The organism is Bacteroidia bacterium (assembly GCA_037045145.1).
GTDB lineage: Bacteria > Bacteroidota > Bacteroidia > AKYH767-A > OLB10 > OLB10.
The window spans coordinates 1,627,063-1,644,968 of sequence record JBAOIA010000011.1; the positions used below are offsets into that span (position 1 = coordinate 1,627,063).

General features: G+C 38.7%; 16 protein-coding genes and 1 pseudogene. 4 read left to right on the forward strand and 13 right to left on the reverse strand.

The window, feature by feature from the left end; all coding sequences use genetic code 11:
* The first annotated feature begins 32 nt into the window (after positions 1–32).
* Positions 33–638: a hypothetical protein gene (locus V9G42_07930; GenBank protein MEI2759340.1), complete on the forward strand. Its 606-nt coding sequence runs from the start codon at positions 33–35 to the stop codon at positions 636–638.
* Positions 639–764: 126 nt separating this feature from the next.
* On the opposite strand, the gene V9G42_07935 is transcribed toward V9G42_07930, so the two are convergent.
* The 10 genes and pseudogenes from V9G42_07935 to pdxH all read right to left on the reverse strand — a co-directional run bounded on the left by V9G42_07935 (position 765) and on the right by pdxH (position 11,688).
* Entirely contained in the window at positions 765–1,448 is a 684-nt protein-coding gene (locus V9G42_07935; GenBank protein MEI2759341.1) for a SprT family zinc-dependent metalloprotease, read from the reverse strand.
* Between the two features lie 204 nt (positions 1,449–1,652).
* Entirely contained in the window at positions 1,653–1,976 is a 324-nt protein-coding gene (locus V9G42_07940) for a hypothetical protein (protein MEI2759342.1), read from the reverse strand.
* Complete coding sequence (locus tag V9G42_07945; protein ID MEI2759343.1) at positions 1,943–4,762, reverse strand: HsdR family type I site-specific deoxyribonuclease; 2,820 nt, start codon at positions 4,760–4,762, stop codon at positions 1,943–1,945. Before V9G42_07945 ends, V9G42_07940 begins: the two co-directional genes overlap by 34 nt.
* Positions 4,763–4,764: 2 nt before the next feature.
* Entirely contained in the window at positions 4,765–5,730 is a 966-nt protein-coding gene (locus tag V9G42_07950; protein ID MEI2759344.1) for a virulence protein RhuM/Fic/DOC family protein, read from the reverse strand.
* Positions 5,731–5,776: 46 nt separating this feature from the next.
* Positions 5,777–6,100: pseudogene (gene rhuM, locus V9G42_07955) on the reverse strand (RhuM family protein).
* A 1-nt stretch (position 6,101) separates the two neighbouring features.
* Complete coding sequence (gene rhuM / locus V9G42_07960) at positions 6,102–6,470, reverse strand: RhuM family protein (GenBank protein MEI2759345.1); 369 nt, start codon at positions 6,468–6,470, stop codon at positions 6,102–6,104.
* Between the two features lie 31 nt (positions 6,471–6,501).
* Entirely contained in the window at positions 6,502–6,897 is a 396-nt protein-coding gene (locus V9G42_07965) for a GxxExxY protein (GenBank protein MEI2759346.1), read from the reverse strand.
* Between the two features lie 15 nt (positions 6,898–6,912).
* Positions 6,913–8,247: a restriction endonuclease subunit S gene (locus V9G42_07970; GenBank protein ID MEI2759347.1), complete on the reverse strand. Its 1,335-nt coding sequence runs from the start codon at positions 8,245–8,247 to the stop codon at positions 6,913–6,915.
* The gene (locus V9G42_07975) at positions 8,240–10,912 is read right to left on the reverse strand and encodes a type I restriction-modification system subunit M (GenBank protein MEI2759348.1); all 2,673 of its coding nucleotides are present in this window, start codon (positions 10,910–10,912) and stop codon (positions 8,240–8,242) included. Before V9G42_07975 ends, V9G42_07970 begins: the two co-directional genes overlap by 8 nt.
* Positions 10,913–11,040: 128 nt before the next feature.
* Positions 11,041–11,688, reverse strand: coding sequence for a pyridoxamine 5'-phosphate oxidase (gene pdxH, locus V9G42_07980; protein MEI2759349.1), 648 nt, complete (start codon positions 11,686–11,688; stop codon positions 11,041–11,043).
* A gap of 202 nt (positions 11,689–11,890) precedes the next feature.
* On the opposite strand from pdxH, the gene V9G42_07985 reads away from it, so the two are divergent.
* Positions 11,891–12,454 carry a YqgE/AlgH family protein gene (locus V9G42_07985; GenBank protein MEI2759350.1) on the forward strand — a complete coding sequence of 188 codons (564 nt, stop codon included), beginning with the start codon at positions 11,891–11,893 and terminating at the stop codon, positions 12,452–12,454.
* 52 nt (positions 12,455–12,506) lie between these two features.
* Here the strand turns inward: V9G42_07985 and V9G42_07990 are convergent, their stop codons facing one another.
* Entirely contained in the window at positions 12,507–13,163 is a 657-nt protein-coding gene (locus V9G42_07990; GenBank protein MEI2759351.1) for an ABC transporter ATP-binding protein, read from the reverse strand.
* Positions 13,164–13,219: 56 nt separating this feature from the next.
* On the opposite strand from V9G42_07990, the gene V9G42_07995 reads away from it, so the two are divergent.
* Positions 13,220–15,295: a vWA domain-containing protein gene (locus V9G42_07995; GenBank protein MEI2759352.1), complete on the forward strand. Its 2,076-nt coding sequence runs from the start codon at positions 13,220–13,222 to the stop codon at positions 15,293–15,295.
* Here V9G42_07995 and miaA read toward each other — a convergent pair.
* Positions 15,292–16,191 (reverse strand): tRNA (adenosine(37)-N6)-dimethylallyltransferase MiaA, encoded by a 900-nt coding sequence (gene miaA / locus V9G42_08000; protein MEI2759353.1) that lies wholly within the window; start codon positions 16,189–16,191, stop codon positions 15,292–15,294. The genes V9G42_07995 and miaA overlap by 4 nt on opposite strands.
* A gap of 26 nt (positions 16,192–16,217) precedes the next feature.
* Positions 16,218–16,733 carry a hypothetical protein gene (locus V9G42_08005; protein ID MEI2759354.1) on the reverse strand — a complete coding sequence of 172 codons (516 nt, stop codon included), beginning with the start codon at positions 16,731–16,733 and terminating at the stop codon, positions 16,218–16,220.
* 147 nt (positions 16,734–16,880) lie between these two features.
* Between V9G42_08005 and V9G42_08010 the strand changes: the two genes are divergently transcribed.
* Positions 16,881–17,900, forward strand: coding sequence for a fumarylacetoacetate hydrolase family protein (locus V9G42_08010; GenBank protein MEI2759355.1), 1,020 nt, complete (start codon positions 16,881–16,883; stop codon positions 17,898–17,900).
* Positions 17,901–17,906 lie beyond the last annotated feature (6 nt).

Sequence of the window (17,906 nt, forward strand, 5' to 3'; positions counted from 1 at the left end):
GAACACATACTCACCATCAATCTTGTTTACCTATGGCAAAAGCATCAAAATCAAAAAAATCTGTTGCTAAGAAAAAAGCAAAACCTGCTCGCAAGGCAAGTGGTAAAAAGGCAACTAAAAAGAAAGTAGCTCCAAAGAAAAAAGCAGCTACTAAAAAGAAAGCTGCTCCAAAGAAAAAAGCAACTACTAAAAAGAAAGTAGCTACTAAGAAGAAGGCTGCTACCAAGAAGAAAGCAACACCAAAGAAGAAAGCAGCACCAAAGAAGAAGGCTGCTACCAAAAAGAAGGCTGCTCCAAAGAAGAAGGCTGCTCCAAAGAAGAAGGCTGCTCCAAAGAAGAAAGCAGCTCCAAAGAAAAAGGTTGCGATAAAAAAGAAGGCAACTCCTAAAGTTGCGGTAAAAAAAGTGGCACCTAAACCTTTAGTAAAAAAACCTACGCCTATGCCAAAGGAAAAACCGGAGGATATAAAGCCGATAGTTACTTACGAAACAGAAATTATTGAAATTGTTAGGCCGATTGAAATGGACACTGATGATAGTGATGTAAAGATGGACGAAAAAGATATGATGGATGATGATATGTCATTCAATGATGATTTGTTCAGCAGCAACTCTTCTGATGATGATGACGATATGTAATCATTGCGTTTGCTAAAATAAAAAAGCCCTGTTTTGCAGGGCTTTTTTTTGTTTGTAGTTTATACTTTTTGGTGTAAACCTGTTATAGGACAAGACATGTACTTACACCTGTGCGTTGGCTTGTTCTCATAATGACATTTTTACTCCATTCCTTTTTAACCATTCTTCATGTTCACGGTAATTGGGCATTTTCTTGTCCAATTCATTCCAAAATTCAGGTGAATGATTGGGGTGTTTCAAATGAACCATTTCATGGGTAATGATATAGTCAAGAACCGAAACAGGTGCCATGATACATTTCCAGTGAAAATTCAGACCGTTTTTAGGTGTCCATGATGCCCAACGGTTTTGAAGTTCCAAAACCTTTATTGCTGTTGGTTTCGTTTGAAATTTTTCAGCTATCAGTTTAAGGCGCTCCTCAATTTTTTGCAGTCCTTTTGTACGATAGAAATCCTTAAAAACCTTTTCCGCTTTTGGTAAATATTTTTTGTCAAGATGAAAGAAACCACCTGATATTTTCAATGGCATATCTTGATGTTCGGTAATTTTTAAACGGTAGTTTCTGCCCAAATAGAGAAATGATTGCCCATTAACGTATTCACGTTTTACTTTACCCTGATTGAGTTCTTTCCATTTAGCCAGTTTCTGAAAAATTTGATACTCTTTTGCTTTTACAGCGGCTTCAATTTTATCATCACTTGAGGTAATAGGGGCAAGCACTTTTACTGAACCATTTCGTTCAATGAAAATGCTTACCGTCTTCCTTCTTTCGGTTTTTTCAATGTCAATATGGATGCTGTCTAACTTCATCTGTCGGGATCAGGATTTTCAGGATTAAAGGATTTTCAGAATTTTTTATTATAATTCATTTATTCGGTTTTTAGCCAACTTCAAAAGCTCTGTTGTTAATTCTCCTGCTTTGCTTGCCAATAACCAGTAATTATTGAGTAATAAATTTCGTCTTCTATTTTCCCTGAAATCAAACGTCTTAGCTCTGCCGGTTTGTCCCAGAAATTATTGATCTGTGCGGTTTCTTTTAGGATTGAGTATAAGCGTATGCGACAATTCCTTTGTTTTCTCAATCTCTTTTTCATCTTCTATTGGCAATGCAGATTTCAGAATTTCATAAAATGGTGCTTCAACAACGGAAACGCCTTCGGTTTCAACTTTTCTTCCTTCTGCCATTTCCTCTCTCAATCCTTCAAACTGTTTTACTATTTCTTCCCAATTCTCTTTGTATGAATTCAATATTGTTTCAAGCCGGTCTTTGAAACGGTTGTAAAGCGTTGGGTCTTTTTCCAGATTTACTTTGATATGCCAACGGATTGCATGTTCCATTTCCGAAGCTTTCGATTTAGGAGTTTGTGAATAAGGTGAACTGGATTTCCTCCAAAATCAGGTGAAAGAATTGAAACCTGTGGAACTTTGGTATCAATGCCTAAGGAATACAAATGTTTGTCAATTAGCTGGCGGACTTTCTGCGAAGCCCATTTCAAATCCATGGTTTCGTCTTTGTAACGGTCTTTGATTCTCCATAGCAAGTAACCTAATCGTTTCGCAATTACCCAATATTCGCCACCTGCCTGCGTATTGAAAAGCAAATCCAAACTGTCGAAGAAGCTTTTGGAATAGGTGAGTAACTCTGCTCTGAACTTGATATTCTTTGCCTGCTCAATACAACTTTCGGCAAACTCAAATTCTGCTGCCGGATCTGTAAACTTTTGATTCAGGAAGTTTTCAATTTCATTGAGGTTGTTGTCCGTAAACAAATTCAAAACCCTTTTATAGCGTGCTTCTAATACAGGAATTTCTTTGTTGATGTCTCGGAATACATTCAGAAAGTGCTGCGCTTTTTCCTTGTCCTTGTCTGTGTAAATACCTAAGGCTTGTTGTAAATGTTTGGTAATGCCGATATAGTCCACTATAAGCCCAAATGTTTTACCTTTTTTAGTTCTGTTTACTCTTGTAATGGCTTGGAACAAATCATGCTCTCTCATGATTTTGTCTAAATACATCACTTGCTCAATGGGAGCATCAAAGCCAGTCAACAAGCGGTCGCAAACACACAAAATTCCTATGCCTGATTCGGGTTTTTTGTATTGTCCGCCTTCTTCCTGCGAATAGTCAAAGTCTTTTTTGAAACTGTTCACGGCATCCCAATCTTTTGCTTCATTTCTTGCCTTGCTGATGTAACCGGGTTCATTGTTACCCATACCCGAAACTACGGCAGCAACTTTTAAAAATTCTAATTGCTTAATTCGCTCATCATCTCTTTCACCATCAGGCAATGCTTTCAATTGAGCAATTTTCTCTTTGATTGCAGTTTCCAGTTCGTACTTGTAGCGAACAGCTGCCACAATACTTGAAGACACTACTTGTGCTTTAAAGCCATTCACCAAAATATCGGTGTAATAATGTTCAACAATGTCTTTAGCTATTTCGGCAATACGGTCTTTGCTTTCGAGATAGGCAATGAATGAACCGTAACGCCTTTGAATTTCTTCTCTTTCTTCCTGAGTTCTTTTCTGAAAAAGGTCTTCAAATTCTGCATCAAATAGTTCTTTATCGTCTATTTTATCGTTGGAAACTTTTCCAATATACTTGATTTCAACAGTGGCTCTGTCAGCCACAGCTTTGTCAAATTTGTAGCTGTCAATCCACGGTTCTCCGTTTTCATCCAATATGCCACCAAAACGTTCATGTGTTTTGGTTTCGTGGCGTTCGGTTATTAAAGGAGTTCCGGTAAAACCAATTCTTGTAGCCTGCGGAAAAGCGTTGAACAAATTATCGCCCATATCTCCGCCTTGTGTTCGGTGAGCCTCATCTACCATTAGTAAAATGCGGTCGCTGTTGTTGATGGTTTCAAATTTTTCAAACTTGGGAACTACACCGGCATCAATCAGCGATTGTGCTGATACATTGTTGTTTGCCAAAAACTTGTGAATCATCACTAAGTTAAGGTTTCCTGTATTATCATTCAAAAGATTCAAATCGGCTTTGCTGTCAATGATGGACAAGGACTCATTGGCATATTTCAAGGTATCTGCCAACTGCTTTTCTAAATCTACACGGTCAACAATGGAGATAATTTTCAGGTCTTTTAAATCATCACTGCTGCGGAGTTTGCGAATAAGAAATACCATGGTCAAGCTTTTTCCGCTGCCCTGTGTATGCCAAACCACACCGCCTTTCTCTTTTGGGTTTTTCCCTTCTCTTAAATTGCGGATGATTTTTCCAACGGCTCTGTATTGATTGTAACGAGCCACAATTTTCACTTCCACACCTTCCTTGATTTCCATAAAAAGCGTGTAGTGTTTCAGAATGTCCACTAAGATTTCTTTGTTGAGCATTCCGCAAATCATTACTTCCTGCCGTTCTTCATCAGGTGGAAAAGCAACCGTTTTATATTCTTCGGGAAAAATGTCCACCCAATTGTTGTAAAAATCAAAATCGGCACTGATGGTTCCCACACGGGCTTCATGACCGTGGGTGATGATGCTAAACAAATTGTAGTGAAAAAGCCGTTCTTCGCCTTCCTTTACTCCGTAATCATCTTCTCTGGTATTGGCATATCGGGTAACCTGTAAAAAGGCTTCGCTTAATGGTTCTGCCACATCAAAATCTTTGGCTTCTACCACTACCACAGGCAAACCATTCAGAAATAAAACAATATCGGGAATAATGCCCTGGCGACTTGCTCCCGGAGTGAGCAAACGAAACTGATTGATGGCAATAAAACTGTTCTTTTCGTAATTTCTGAAATCCACCAAACGAACCGTAGGGTTAACGTCACCTGTCAATTCGTTTTTATTTACCGTTGTACCTTTTATCAGTAAGCGGTGAATTTCTTTATTGGCTTCATGCAAGGTTTTGCCCGAAAAGCTTTGAATCTCTGAAAGCAATTCTTCCAATTGCCTGTCGGTGAGCCATTCTCTGCCGTCTGCAGTTTTGTTGATGGACTTCACCGTGTCTTTAAAGACTTGCGGCAATACCACTTGCTTAAAGTGCTCTCTCAAACTTTTAGCCGGGTCTTGCGGAACGCCTATGCCTTGGTCTATTACCTGCCAGCCTAACTGGCGAAGCTTATCTAAAAACGGTTTTTCTACATGGATATATTCTGCCATTACTATTGTGTATTCACTAAGTTGATAATGAGTTTTATCATCAATTCTTTTTCTTCGGGCTTGCTTTGAGCAATGAGCAATGCTAATGCGGTTAATCCGTTGTCATTGATTTTTGCTTCGCCCGTTTTCTTCATCCTGTGTTTATTTTTCTCTAAGAACCATACAAACAAAAACGCCCCAATGCGCTTGTTGCCATCGCTGAAAGAATGGTTTTTTATCACAAAATAAAGCAGGTGTGCCGCTTGTTCTTCAATGCTTGGGTAAAGATATTGTCCGCCAAAAGTTTGCACGATACTTTGCAGCGAACTCTTAAATCCCTCATCTTTTTCGTTGCCGAACAAGTCTGTGGCTTCATTTTTTCCTTCCAATTGCTTTTTTAATTCGTCAATAGCAGATTTAGCTTCAGGGTATTGAATTTCATAAGTAAGCTGTTCATTTAATTTTTCTGTGCGAATATTATTGCTGTCGTATTGATTGAGCAGCACAAAACTTTGTGTATAGTTTTGAATAATGTCCAGCAATCCTTTGGCTTCGGTCAATTGCAGGGCTTCTGTCTTACCGCCCTGGCTGATGAGCTGAATGGTTTGCTGCAACTGCTCCAACCTTTTTTGGTTAGCGGCATAACCCATCACCAAATAATCTTTCAGGCGTTGGGTAGCCCATTGGCGGAATTGGGTGCCGCGTTTGGATTTTACCCGGTAGCCAACAGAAATGATGACATCAAGGTTGTAGTAATTGGTTCGGTATTTCTTAGCATCTGCGGCAGTTGTCAAGGATTCCTTGACAACTGAATGCTTCACCAGTTCCTTTTCTTTAAAACAATTATTGATATGTAAGCTGATGTTTTGCTTGGTTTGCATAAACAATTCAGCAATTTGCAATTGTGTTAGCCATACGGTATCGCCATCAAATTGCACCGCTATTTCAGTATTGTTGTCTTCAGTTTTGTATATCACTATTTCATTCATCTTATGCAGCAATTACATATTTTACGAAATAACCTTTGAGACGTTGGGTAGCCCACTGGCGGAATTGAATACCTCTTATTGTATTTACCCTATATCCGACAGAGATAATCACATCAAGATTGTAGTGCTCAATATCCCTCGTAACCTTTCTGTTCCCCTCATTTCGAACTGTTCGGAATTTCCGAACCGTTGCCTTGCTTTCTAATTCCCCTGATTTGAATATGCTTTTCAGATGTTCGCTGATATTAGCTTTGCTTGATTTGAACAAATCAACCAACTGTGCCTGCGAGAGCCAAACGGTTTCATCTTCAAACTGCACTTCAACTTGCGTCTGGCTATCAGGAGTTTGGTATATGATTATTTCACTCATTTCAGGCTGCAATTTTAATTTTCACAAGATAATCTCTATGACGCTGTGTTACCCATTGGCTCAATTTTGTGCCCCGCTTGGAGTTTACCCGATAGCCCACAGATAGAATGGCATCCAGGTTATAAGTCAATTGCTTGCGGCTTACCTGTCTTTTTCCCTCGGTTTGAACTTGTAAATATTCCTTACAAGTTACTTTTTCATCAATTTCACCCTCCTTGTAAATTCTCTTCAAATGAATGGTGATATTTTGCGGAGTAGTATTAAAAAGCTCCGCCATTTGCTTTTGGGTAACCCATACCGTTTCTTTATCAATAACTACGGAAACTTCAACTCCATCTGCCGATTTATATATTTCAATTTGTTTTTCCATTTCTCATTCTGCCATTTGTCTGAATCTTGATTTACTTGTTTTTAGGATTAACAGGATGCTTCACAGGGTGAAATACTTTTTTGTATTGCAAACTTGTTGCTCCAAAATTTATTAAAAGCCCTACTTCAAAATCATAAGCTACGACATAACTCTTTGCTTGTGCCAAATGCACATCTTCTAAATTGATGACTGCTTTTAATTCTACTATCACTTTATCTTCCACAATGAAATCAGCCCTTCGTGTTCCAACCTCTATACTTTCGTAAAAAATTGTTTGGTCAACTTCTCTGCCAAAACTCAATTCAGCTCTCTCTAATTCAATCGCCAGGCAACGTTGGTAAATCACTTCCTGAAAACCGTTGCCAAGGGTGTTGTGCACCTTCATGGCTGCACCAATTATTTTATAGGTTATTTCATCTAATGCCATTGTCTTAATCTTGATTTACTCGATTTTAGGATTAACAGGATAATTGTCTGCATCTTGATTTACCAGATTGACAGATTGAAGGATGGTTTTCGAATCCTGGTTAATCTGTTCATCCTGAAAATCAAGATTCAGACATTTTTTCCCACTCAACAAATCTTCCATTAATCCCTTTTTAAGACTTTGCATTTTCTGTAAATAGGTTTGCTCGGTTTGGAGTTTCCGCTGAATAGCTAGTAGTCTTTCTGAAATAAAAATTTGTTCATTCAAATCAGGTTTAGGAATAAGAAAACTACCATACTCATTTCCGTTTATACCGGGCTGAGCACTTCTTTGACTCATCAAACCAACCCAATTTAGATAATAAGCTGTTTCGGTTAGAAATTTTAAATAGTTTGAATCAAGAACTTTCGCATTTGGTGAGACCTTAATTAAGAACCCTGCAAACACCAGAAGCCCATCAATTTCATTGTATAGATATGTTTTACCGACTGAAGCCCCAGTTCTTGCAAATACCAAATCTCCCTTCTTCAAAATATAGTTTTCTGAAAAAGGTGAATCAACACACTTTCTGCCTGTCTTTGAAAAATTACCAACTTCATCGATGTCTGTAATTCTTAAATAAGTAGGAAGTTGATAAGTGAAATCAACGGCTGCGGCATTTATTCCATAAGTTGGTTTCTCAGAACATAAGTTCACCAACCTTTCCACTTCCCACTCCCTCGGTATCATCCCCAACTTACTTTCTTTATACAACTCCGGTGCATCTTGGTAGCGGGGGCGGAGTTTGTTGGTGTTTAGGTCTATGCCACGGGTAAACAAATCCTGCAACATGCCTTGCTTTATGGCTTTGTATTTGGCAATGGCGGCTTGGGTTTTTTCTATTACTGCATCGCAGGTGGATAGGATTTTGGCGATGCATTGTTGTTCGGGTATTTCAGGAATTGAAACAATATATTTCTCTAACTCTCCTCTTTTTATGTGCTTCATGGTTAGCCCATGAGAAGATTCTCCAAGCTTTTCCATATTCGCATCAAGTAAGTAGTAAAGAAAATACTTGTCTGCAATATCCTTTGGAACGACTTTAAATAAATGCTGATTCAGAACACCATATCCATGTTTCCAAATCGCAACTTTAAGGGTAGCACTCCACGAAAAAATTAAGTCTTCATTATTTATTCCATTGTTTTCTGATACTTCACCTTGGTAGTAATCGTAATGGCCTGTTGGATTGTTAAGCTGCTCAATGCGAATAATTTTTATTCCTTCTTCTTTCCAGTCATCCGGCTTAAATGCCATACCGTTGTAATAGTAGGCAAGCTGTTCGAGATTATATGGCTTCCAATTATTCATATCCCAACTCAACTAAAAATTGGTTCAACAATTCAGTTTCCCTTTCTCTTTCCTCCAAAATATTGTGCAATGGTGTTGTGTATTTATCCCAAACATTTTCCACCGCCTGCAACAATTGTCGTTGGTGGGCTTGCAAATAGTCGTTTACGGTTTGTTGCAGTGTTCGTAGCCAGCGCTGCATGATGAGTTCTTTGGCTTCTTCAGGCGTAATGAGCAAGCGTGCCTGGTCCACCAATGCTTGTTTGCGGTCTTTTATTTCTTTAATTTTTCGTTTGCACACTTTTAGTTCTTCTTCCAATTCGCTGTGCTTGGCTATTCGGTTTTCTTCCTGCGCAATCTGTTCATCCAAACGGATTACTTCTGCCTTCAGGTTTTCACTTTTCACTTTTAACTGTTCACTGTCTTCCGCTCCTGCTTTAATGCGTTTCAACAGCAACTTAAATTCCTTGTCGGCTTCCTTGCGTTCGCCTTTCAGTTCTTTAATGCTGTCTTTGTGTTCTTTCAGTTCCTTGCTGCGCCATACTTCGTAATCTTCTTCGTTCCACGTATCATCTTCCAGTTCGTTTACTTCATCAAACTTAGCTTGCAATTCGTCACGCCTTACTTCGTTATCTTTCAGTTCTTTAAGCACTTCGGGAAACTGGCTTTGCAAAATTTCATCATCGGGTATCAGTTCGGCATTCCATCCGCTGGCAATTACACTTTTGATGTCGTTGGTAATGCTGTTCCAATAGGCAGCAAACGAGCCACGGCTTTTAAAGTCGTCAAGGATGTCTGAACTGTGATTTGTTTGATTTTTTTGATTGCCATGATTTTGGTTGAAACGGAGTTTTTCAGTGAGTGATTGAGAAAATTGATGGTATAAATCAAATATATTCAATTTGCCTTCGGGCAATTGTTCAAAAGTGGCTTGTTGCTCGTTCCACCAATCATTGATTGCGTTTTCATATTGGGCAAAAGCGGTTTTTATTTCGGAGCTTTCGTCAAAGAGTTTTTTAATGTCCTCCTTGTGTGCAATGCTGTCCGAAAATTTTAGGTAATTGGGTTTTAACGGCTCAAACAGTTTGGCTTCCAAGCCTGCATAGCAGTTGAAATAATCGGCTAATGCTTTTACTTCATTTTTGGGAATACCGCCCTGCAAATGGGCATGCACATCTTGCGGTTCGGGTGGGGGCGCATTGTCCACAAACCTGCGTATGTTGAAATTGAAATCTTCGTTCTCCAAATTGTTGTGCTCGTCAATAGCTTTGTTCTTTGCCACCAACTTACTGTATTTGGGTGTTTCCTTTTTGTGTCGGTAGGTGTAGGCAATTTTTTCCAAATCTTCGGGACGTAGTTTGTTTTGGTTTTTGCCCTCTTTGTATTCACGGTCGGCATTGATAAACAGCACATGGTCTCTTTCGTGTGCTCTGGCTTTGTTTATCACCAATACACAAGCACCAATGCCCGTTCCATAAAACAGGGCAGAAGGCATTCCAATTACCGCTTCCAGATAGCCACGACCAATGAGCCATTCCCGGAATTTTTTTTCCTCACCACCCCGATACAACACTCCGTGCGGCATTACCACAGCCATACGTCCGGCATTGTTTAGCGAAGCCACCATGTGTTGCACAAACATGAAATCGGCTTTGTCTTTGTTGGGCATCCAAAAACTAAAGCGTTCTTTAAATTTCATATTGGTGGTGCTGTAATCCTGCGAAAAAGGCGGATTGGCAATCACAATATCAAAGGTTTTCAGTTCGCCATGCTCCTGATGTAAAGGATTAAGCAAAGTATCGCCATTCAAGATTTTGCTGTCGTAAATGTTATGGAACAGCATATTCATTTTACACAAGCCCCAAACTGTTCCGCTTTTTTCCTGTCCGTATAGCGTGATGTTTCGTGCCGAACCGTATCGGCTTTCCACATAGTTTTTGCATTCAATGAGCATACCGCCACTTCCCACGGTTGGGTCGTAGATTTCGGCATTTTCTCCCGGCTCTAAAATGTTCACTAATAGTTTTACAATTTCATTGGGGGTATAGAATTCTCCGGCTTTTTTACCTGCACTGTCTGCAAAATGTTTGATGAGATATTCATAGGCAGCACCCATCAGGTCGGGGAACTCCAAATTGTCATCCCTCAAATTCATTCGGTTAAAATGCTGAATGAGTTTGCGCAAATCTTCATCACTTATTTGCTTATTGTTTTTGCCAAATGTTTTGTTGAAGTTGATGTTGTCCTGATTGAATACACCGTCCAATTTGTCAAGGTTGGCTTCCTGCAAAGCAGCTAAAGCCTTGTTTAGATGGTCGCCAATTTCTTCGGTGAGGTCTTTGATAAAATTGTTTCGGTGTGCATTGCCCTCACTGTCTGTATAAGTTTCAGGATCGCCATCAAGTATTTTCCACCTTGCTGCCAGTGGAACAAAGAAATCATATTCCGGTGCGTTTTGTTTTTCCAATTCTCCATAAAGAATTTCGGGGTCACTCACACCACGAACATCAGTCAATGTTTTCATTCTTCTGTCGCGGTTCACTTCAAACTGGTCGTTCACCCTCTTCAGAAACAACATCGAAATGATGTATTCCTTGTATTCAGATGCATCCATATTGCCTCTCAGGATGTCACACGCATCAAAAAGGAAAGTTTCTAATCGGGAAAGTGAAATTTTATTTGCCATTTATTTATTGTAAAATTTAGTTTGTGAATATCGTTATTTATGTCGGTGCGTGGGCAAAAAACGGCTCTTTTGGTTTTGCGAAACTATGTTCGTCCCAAAATTTTTTTACAATTTACAACTTTAATGTTTCATGGCGACAATGTTGATTTGCTCCATTGATTATTATTTAAAGTATAGGCAACCCTGTCATGCAGGCGGCTGGGGCGACCTTGCCAGAATTCAAAATAAGCAGGCTTTAAAATAAATCCTCCCCAATAGGGCGGACGGCTTACATTGTCGCCCATACTTTTCTTGAGTGCTTCAAATTTGTTTTCCAAAATGCTGCGCGAATCTATCACCGTACTTTGGTCAGAGGTCCAGGCACCTAAACGGCTTTCTAACGGTCGTGATGAGAAGTAATCGTCAGAGACAGCATCAGAAACTTTCTCTACTGTGCCTTCCACACGAATTTGTTTTGCCAACTGCGGCCAAAAAAAGTTGAGTGCTGCAAAAGGGTTTTCAATCAACTGACAGCCTTTCTTGCTGTTGTAGTTGGTGAAAAAGGTAAAGCCATCAGCTGTGGCATCACGCAAAAGCACAATTCTTGATGAAGGCTTGCCTGATTTATCGGCAGTTGCAAGATTCATGGCATTTACATCAGGTAAATTTGATTGAGAAGCCAATGTAAACCATTTCTCAAATTGTACTATTGGATTTTTATCTGATAATTGTGCATTGAATGCTTCTGCATCATAGTCGGTGCGTACATTTTTTAAAACATTATGTATGTTATCCATGATTAATGTCATTTGAATTGCAAATTTATAAATGTAAGATAAATGTATTATTCATCTTTTCTTTAACATAAGTTGCCTTGTTATCAGCCTGTTGAGAGGACAGTGGCATGTTTTTAGCAAACTGATTTATTAAAAGAGATTGTTAACAACAAGTAACTTTTTCAGACAGATACGTAAAATATAACAAATTAATTTGTGTTCTATGGAAGATTTCAATCAACATGCAGCTACAGGGTCACTGTTAATTTCAGAACCTTTACAGTCCGATTCATTTTTTAAACGCTCAGTTATTTTATTGAGCGAACATGATACTGAAGGAACATTAGGATTTATATTAAACAAACTGACAGACGTAAAAATTAACGATGCAGTAGAAGATTTTCCTCTCTTTGATGCACCTTTGTTTTTTGGCGGTCCTGTTGAAACAGACACACTCTTTTATCTGCATACATTCGGGCATCTTCTTAAAGATTCAAAAGAAATTGTAAAAGGTGTTTTCCTTGGTGGCGATTATGATGAGCTTAAATTTTTAATCAATACAAAACAAATAAACCCCAGTCAGATAAGGTTTTATGCCGGCTACTCCGGTTGGAAACCCAATCAGTTGGAGGACGAGTTGTTTCATCATGCATGGATGCTTGGCAAGGGTAATGCAGAATTTACATTTTATCCCGAGCCTGAAGTGTTGTGGAGTCAGGTGCTGCGCAGCATGAAAAATAAATATTCATTACTGGCAAATTTCCCTGACGACCCGACTTTAAATTAAGGTTAAGTTGTTTTAGCAAGTCAGCATAAGTTATTTAAGCTTATTACAAAACTTAGCTGGCAAGCATACCATCACGAATGGTAATAGTCCTGTCGGCCATTTCTGCAAGCTGATTGTTATGCGTCACAATGACAATGGTTTTTTTAAAATCGTTTCGCAGTTTCAAAAACAGTTTATGTAAATCTTCTGCATTGCCGGAGTCTAAATTTCCCGAAGGTTCATCGGCAAGAATAAAATCAGGATTGTTGATTAATGCCCTTGCCACGGCAACACGCTGTTGTTCGCCACCTGATAGTTGTGATGGCTTATGATCCATGCGTTGTTCAAGCCCCAACTGATTCAACAAATCACGACTGCGCTTTAGCGCCCCCGACTCACTTTCACCGCTTATCATTGCAGGAATCATAACATTTTCTGCGGCAGTAAACTCAGGCAACAGGTGATGAAACTGAAAAACAAAACCAATATGTTTATTCCTGAAGGCTGCTAATTTTTTTGAAGAAAGTGCTAAGGCATCCGTACTGTTAAGCAGTACTTTTCCGGTGTCGGGCTTGTCAATTGTACCAATAATATGTAGCAGAGTGGACTTTCCTGCACCGGAAGGACCTATGATAGCTACCAGCTCGTTAGTACTTATTTCAAGCGAAATACCTTTAAGAACTTTAAGTCCGTTATAAGCTTTATGTATATTTTCAATGAATATGCTCACGCAGCTAAAATAAGTATCATTCCAATACTATTATATTTGCCCCTCATCGTTTTGCTTTGGAAGTAATACTTGCAACACCATATTGGTATATTTTGCTTTGTCTGCTGGCAGGCCTGGGCTGTGCATGGTGGCTCTATGGGGGCAATTCGTCCTTTAATGAATCACCCTGGCTGAGGCGTATATTATTCTTTCTTAGATTTTTATCCGTTTCAGTCATTGCATTTCTGTTATTGTCGCCTTTTATAAAATCTGCTCTACGCGAAGTTGAAAAACCTGCCATAGCCATTGCATTTGATAACACTTCTTCCATATTACTTGATTCAACACATCTGTCAGCAGATGCAATAAATCAACTGGCAGAAAAGCTTACTTCAACATTTAAAAACGATTATGATGCCAATCGTTATTCTTTTGGCAGCACGGTTGAAAACGAAGTTACCAAAAATGATTTCTCTGAAAAGAGTACAAACATTTCAGCGATGTTTGATTATTTAAAATCGCTTTATGCAGGACGAAATCTTGGTGCTGTAATTGTATTGTCCGATGGAATTTATAATAAAGGCAGCAATCCTGTTTATGCTGCAGAAAAACTTAAAGTACCTGTTTATACAATTGCTGTTGGCGATACAGCCATCAATCGTGATTTGTTAATTTCAGATGTGGTGTACAATAAAACGGCTTTTCTTGGAAATAATTTCCCTGTTGAAATAGGCGTTACCATGAGGCAGGCTGCGGGAGCATCTGTTACACTAACCGTTAAAGAAGATTCATTAACACTTTTCAGCAGAATGATTACTGTATCAGGCAATAATTATTTTACAAAAATTCCTGTCATCCTTTCTGCTAATAAAAAAGGTATTCATAAATATAAAATACGACTATCTGCTATTGACGGTGAAAAGAATTTGCTTAATAATGAAGCAGAAATTTATGTTGATGTTTCCGAACGCAAAATGAAAATATTGCTTCTGGCACAATCACCGCATCCTGATATTGCGGCAATAAAATCTGTACTTGATAAAAGTAATTTGTATGAAACCAAAGTGCTTTTTCAGGAGCCAACTGATGAAAACTTTGGCAACTACAATCTTGTAGTCCTGCAACAGATTCCATCGGCAAAGTCTGCTACACTTTTACAAAAAATTAAGACAGCAGAAGTGCCTTATTTTATCATTGCCGGTGCGCAAATGAATATTGCAACATTCAACAATACCGGCACAGGTGTAACCATCAATCAGCCTGTTGCCAAGATGAATGAAGTATATGCTAAAGTAAGCGATCAGTTTGTGTTGTTCAGCTTGTCTGACAATGTGCAAACGGTGCTGTCTCAACTACCGCCATTATATGCACCTTTTGGAAATTATAAAATGGAGAAAGAGACCAATACATTGCTGACACAAAAAATCGGTAACATACAATCGTCAATGCCACTTTGGTATTTCTCTTCAACAGGAACTATGCGTGTTGGTGTTTTGCTTGGCGAAGGATTGTGGCGCTGGCAGTTGAATGAATATGCACTCTCAGGAAATCATGATGTTACAGATGAATTAATTTTAAAGTCGGTTCAGTATCTGACTTCGAAAGAAAAAAAGGAGCCTTTCATGATACAATATAAGCGCTCCTATACTGAAGGTGAGAATGTTGAGTTTAACGCCACAATGTACAATGCAGCCGGTGAATTAATTAATGAACCGGAGGTTCGACTGAATATTTATAACGATGAGAAAAAGGAGTTTAGATATACTTTCAACAGAAGCAACAACACCTATCAGTTGAATGCTGGAATGTTGTCACCGGGACATTTTACTTTTAGTGCTGAAACAAAAACGGGCAATAAGGTTTATAAAGAAACTGGAGAGTTTTCTGTGGTACCATTGTTGCTGGAGAATTTTGAATCTACTGCCAATCATCAACTGCTCAATACCATTTCATCAAACACAGGAGGTATAATGGTTTCTGCCGATAAAATTAATTTATTAATTGATGCCATTCAGAAAAACGAAACAGTTAAACCTGTATCGTATTATCATAAGAAATTGATTGAGTTGATAAGCTTGAAAAGTTTACTTATAATCTGTTTGTTGTTGATTGCCACAGAGTGGTTTTTAAGAAAACGTTTCGGTTCTTATTAAAGACTTTTCTCCTCAATTTTCTTCTTCATTGCTTCTTGTGTAATCCAAATGGCATCATCATACTGCCTGAACCATGTTAATTGTCTTTTCGCATAGTTGCGTGTATGTTGTTTTATTTTTTCAATTGCCTGATCAAGTGTACTGTTTCTGTCGAAATACTCAAACAACTCTTTGTAGCCTACTGTATGCAATGCGGTAAGATGGCGGTAGGGTAGTAGTTGCCTGGCTTCGTCAACCAGTCCTTTTTCTATCATCAAATCCACACGATTGTTGATGTTTTCATAAAGTAATTGTCTGTCGGGGTTTAAAACATAAAGTGTGAAGCTGTATGCTGGTGTTTTGATTGTTTCATCAATAAAAGACGAGCGTGTTTTTCCGGAGCTGTAAATAATTTCTAAGGCACGGATCACCCTGCGTGGATTGTGAATGTCTATTTCATGATAACTTTTTTTGTCGAGGGTTTTTAGCTGATGAGCCAGATACTCCAATCCTTTTTCTGCGCATTCTTTTTCCAGACTTGCTCTAAGTTGATAGTCGGTGTTTGAAGTAGCATCAAGACCAAAGAGAAAAGCATGCATATACATGCCTGTTCCGCCTGTGACAACAACAGTATTGTTTTTTTCTAAAAGTTGATTGATGGTGTGGGTTGCCTCATTGGCATAGCGACTTGCATTCATGTCTTCTGCAATAGAGTGCGAATGAATGAAGTGATGTTTAATTGCCTTGAGTTGTTGGGTATCGGGCACGGCAGTGCCAATAGTCATTTCACGAAAAATTTGCCTCGAATCAAAAGAAACGATTTCTGTTTTCAGCAGTTGGGCAACTTCAATGGCAATTTGTGTTTTGCCTGATGCTGTAGGCCCGGCAATGATGATTAACTTTTTATCCTTTGGCAATTTTTTATCCTTTGCTTAAGGCAAAGTTAAAAGGTAAGCGTGATAGTGCCTTTAGTATCTAACGGACACTTGGGGCAGTTGTTAAACATAACACTTTCTGCGGCCTGCTTTGCTTTAGTCAGTAAATAGCTGCTTGTAGTGGTGGTTCCTTCTGCACCCGGGCTGGCTTTGGTTACATGGCCATACTTGTCAATAGAAATCTCCACTACAACAACACCTTTCTCCATGGTAAGATTTTCAATCTTTGGCGGTTTGGTGATAGTGCGTCCGGGCATTTCATATTTTACACCACGCATGTCGGCACTCATCTCAGTGTTATCTGCTTTTGTTTCTGTTGCTGCATCAAAATATATTGCAGAGGCTTCGCTAACTTTAAAAGTCATAGGGTTGCCTTTAAATAAAAAGCTGATATTTCCATCTTTAATCTGCTGTACAGTGCCAGTCATTTTTTCTCCGCTTTTTAAAACAAGGGTATGTTGTGCAAATAAGAAAGTAGCACTGCATAACAAAAGTGACTGGGTTGCAATAATTTTCCTGATCATAATTTAAACTTTTTTCAAAAATAAATTTTTGTTGCTGTTGTAAGAATGAATTTGAATTGAAATATGAGAACAGTTTTCAACAATAGAAACGATATTAGGCATCTTCAATACAGAATGATAATTTTGGCACCATAAAGTATTAGAATTATGAAATTAGTAACCTATCAGAGTCAGGGTAAAACAGCATTGGGAATCTTGCTAAATGATACTGTCTATAATCTTAACGAATTGTCGCAACGCAAAGGAAAGACCGTATTACCCGATAATATGCGTGATTTTTTAACCGGTGAACAACCTATGATGGATGCTGCTATGGAATTGAATCACTGGCTTGCCGGTGGCAATGCAGATGTTAGTGGAGTTAAAGTGGCCAATGTAAATTTTCTGGCACCGGTACCAAATCCAACGTCCTGCCGCGATGGTTATGCATTCAGACAACATGTTGAAGCAGCAAGACGCAACAGGCGTGTAGAGATGATTCCTGAATTTGATCAGTATCCAATATTTTATTTTACAAACCATAATGCCATTCAAGGGCCCGGAGATATTTTTTGCATGCCCGATCATTTTGAGCAACTCGATTTTGAACTTGAGGCTGCAATTGTCATTGGTCGCAAAGGCATTAACATAAAAGCAAAAGATGCTGATAACTACATTGCAGGTTATATGATCATGAACGACATGAGTGCACGTAAATTGCAGATGGAAGAGATGAAACTTAACTTAGGCCCGGCAAAGGGTAAAGATTTCTCTACCGTTATTGGACCTTATTTGGTAACACCTGATGAACTTGAATCATATAAAACCAATGCTAAAAATGGACATACAGGAAATAATTACAATCTGAAAATGACATGTAAGGTCAATGGCATTCAGGTGTCGGAAGGTAATGTAGGAAGTATGGATTGGACATTTGCTGAAATCATTGAACGTTGTGCCTATGGTGTAAACATTCTTCCCGGTGATGTTATTGGTAGCGGAACTGTTGGTACGGGATGTTTCTTAGAGTTGAACGGAACAGGGTTGTATAATAACCCTGACTATAAACCACAGTGGCTTAAAGAAGGCGATAAAGTAGAAATGGAAATTACAGGACTTGGCGTATTGTCAAATACCATCAGAAAAATGAATTCTGATTTTTCAATTTTTGCATTGAAGAAGATGTAAGGTGTT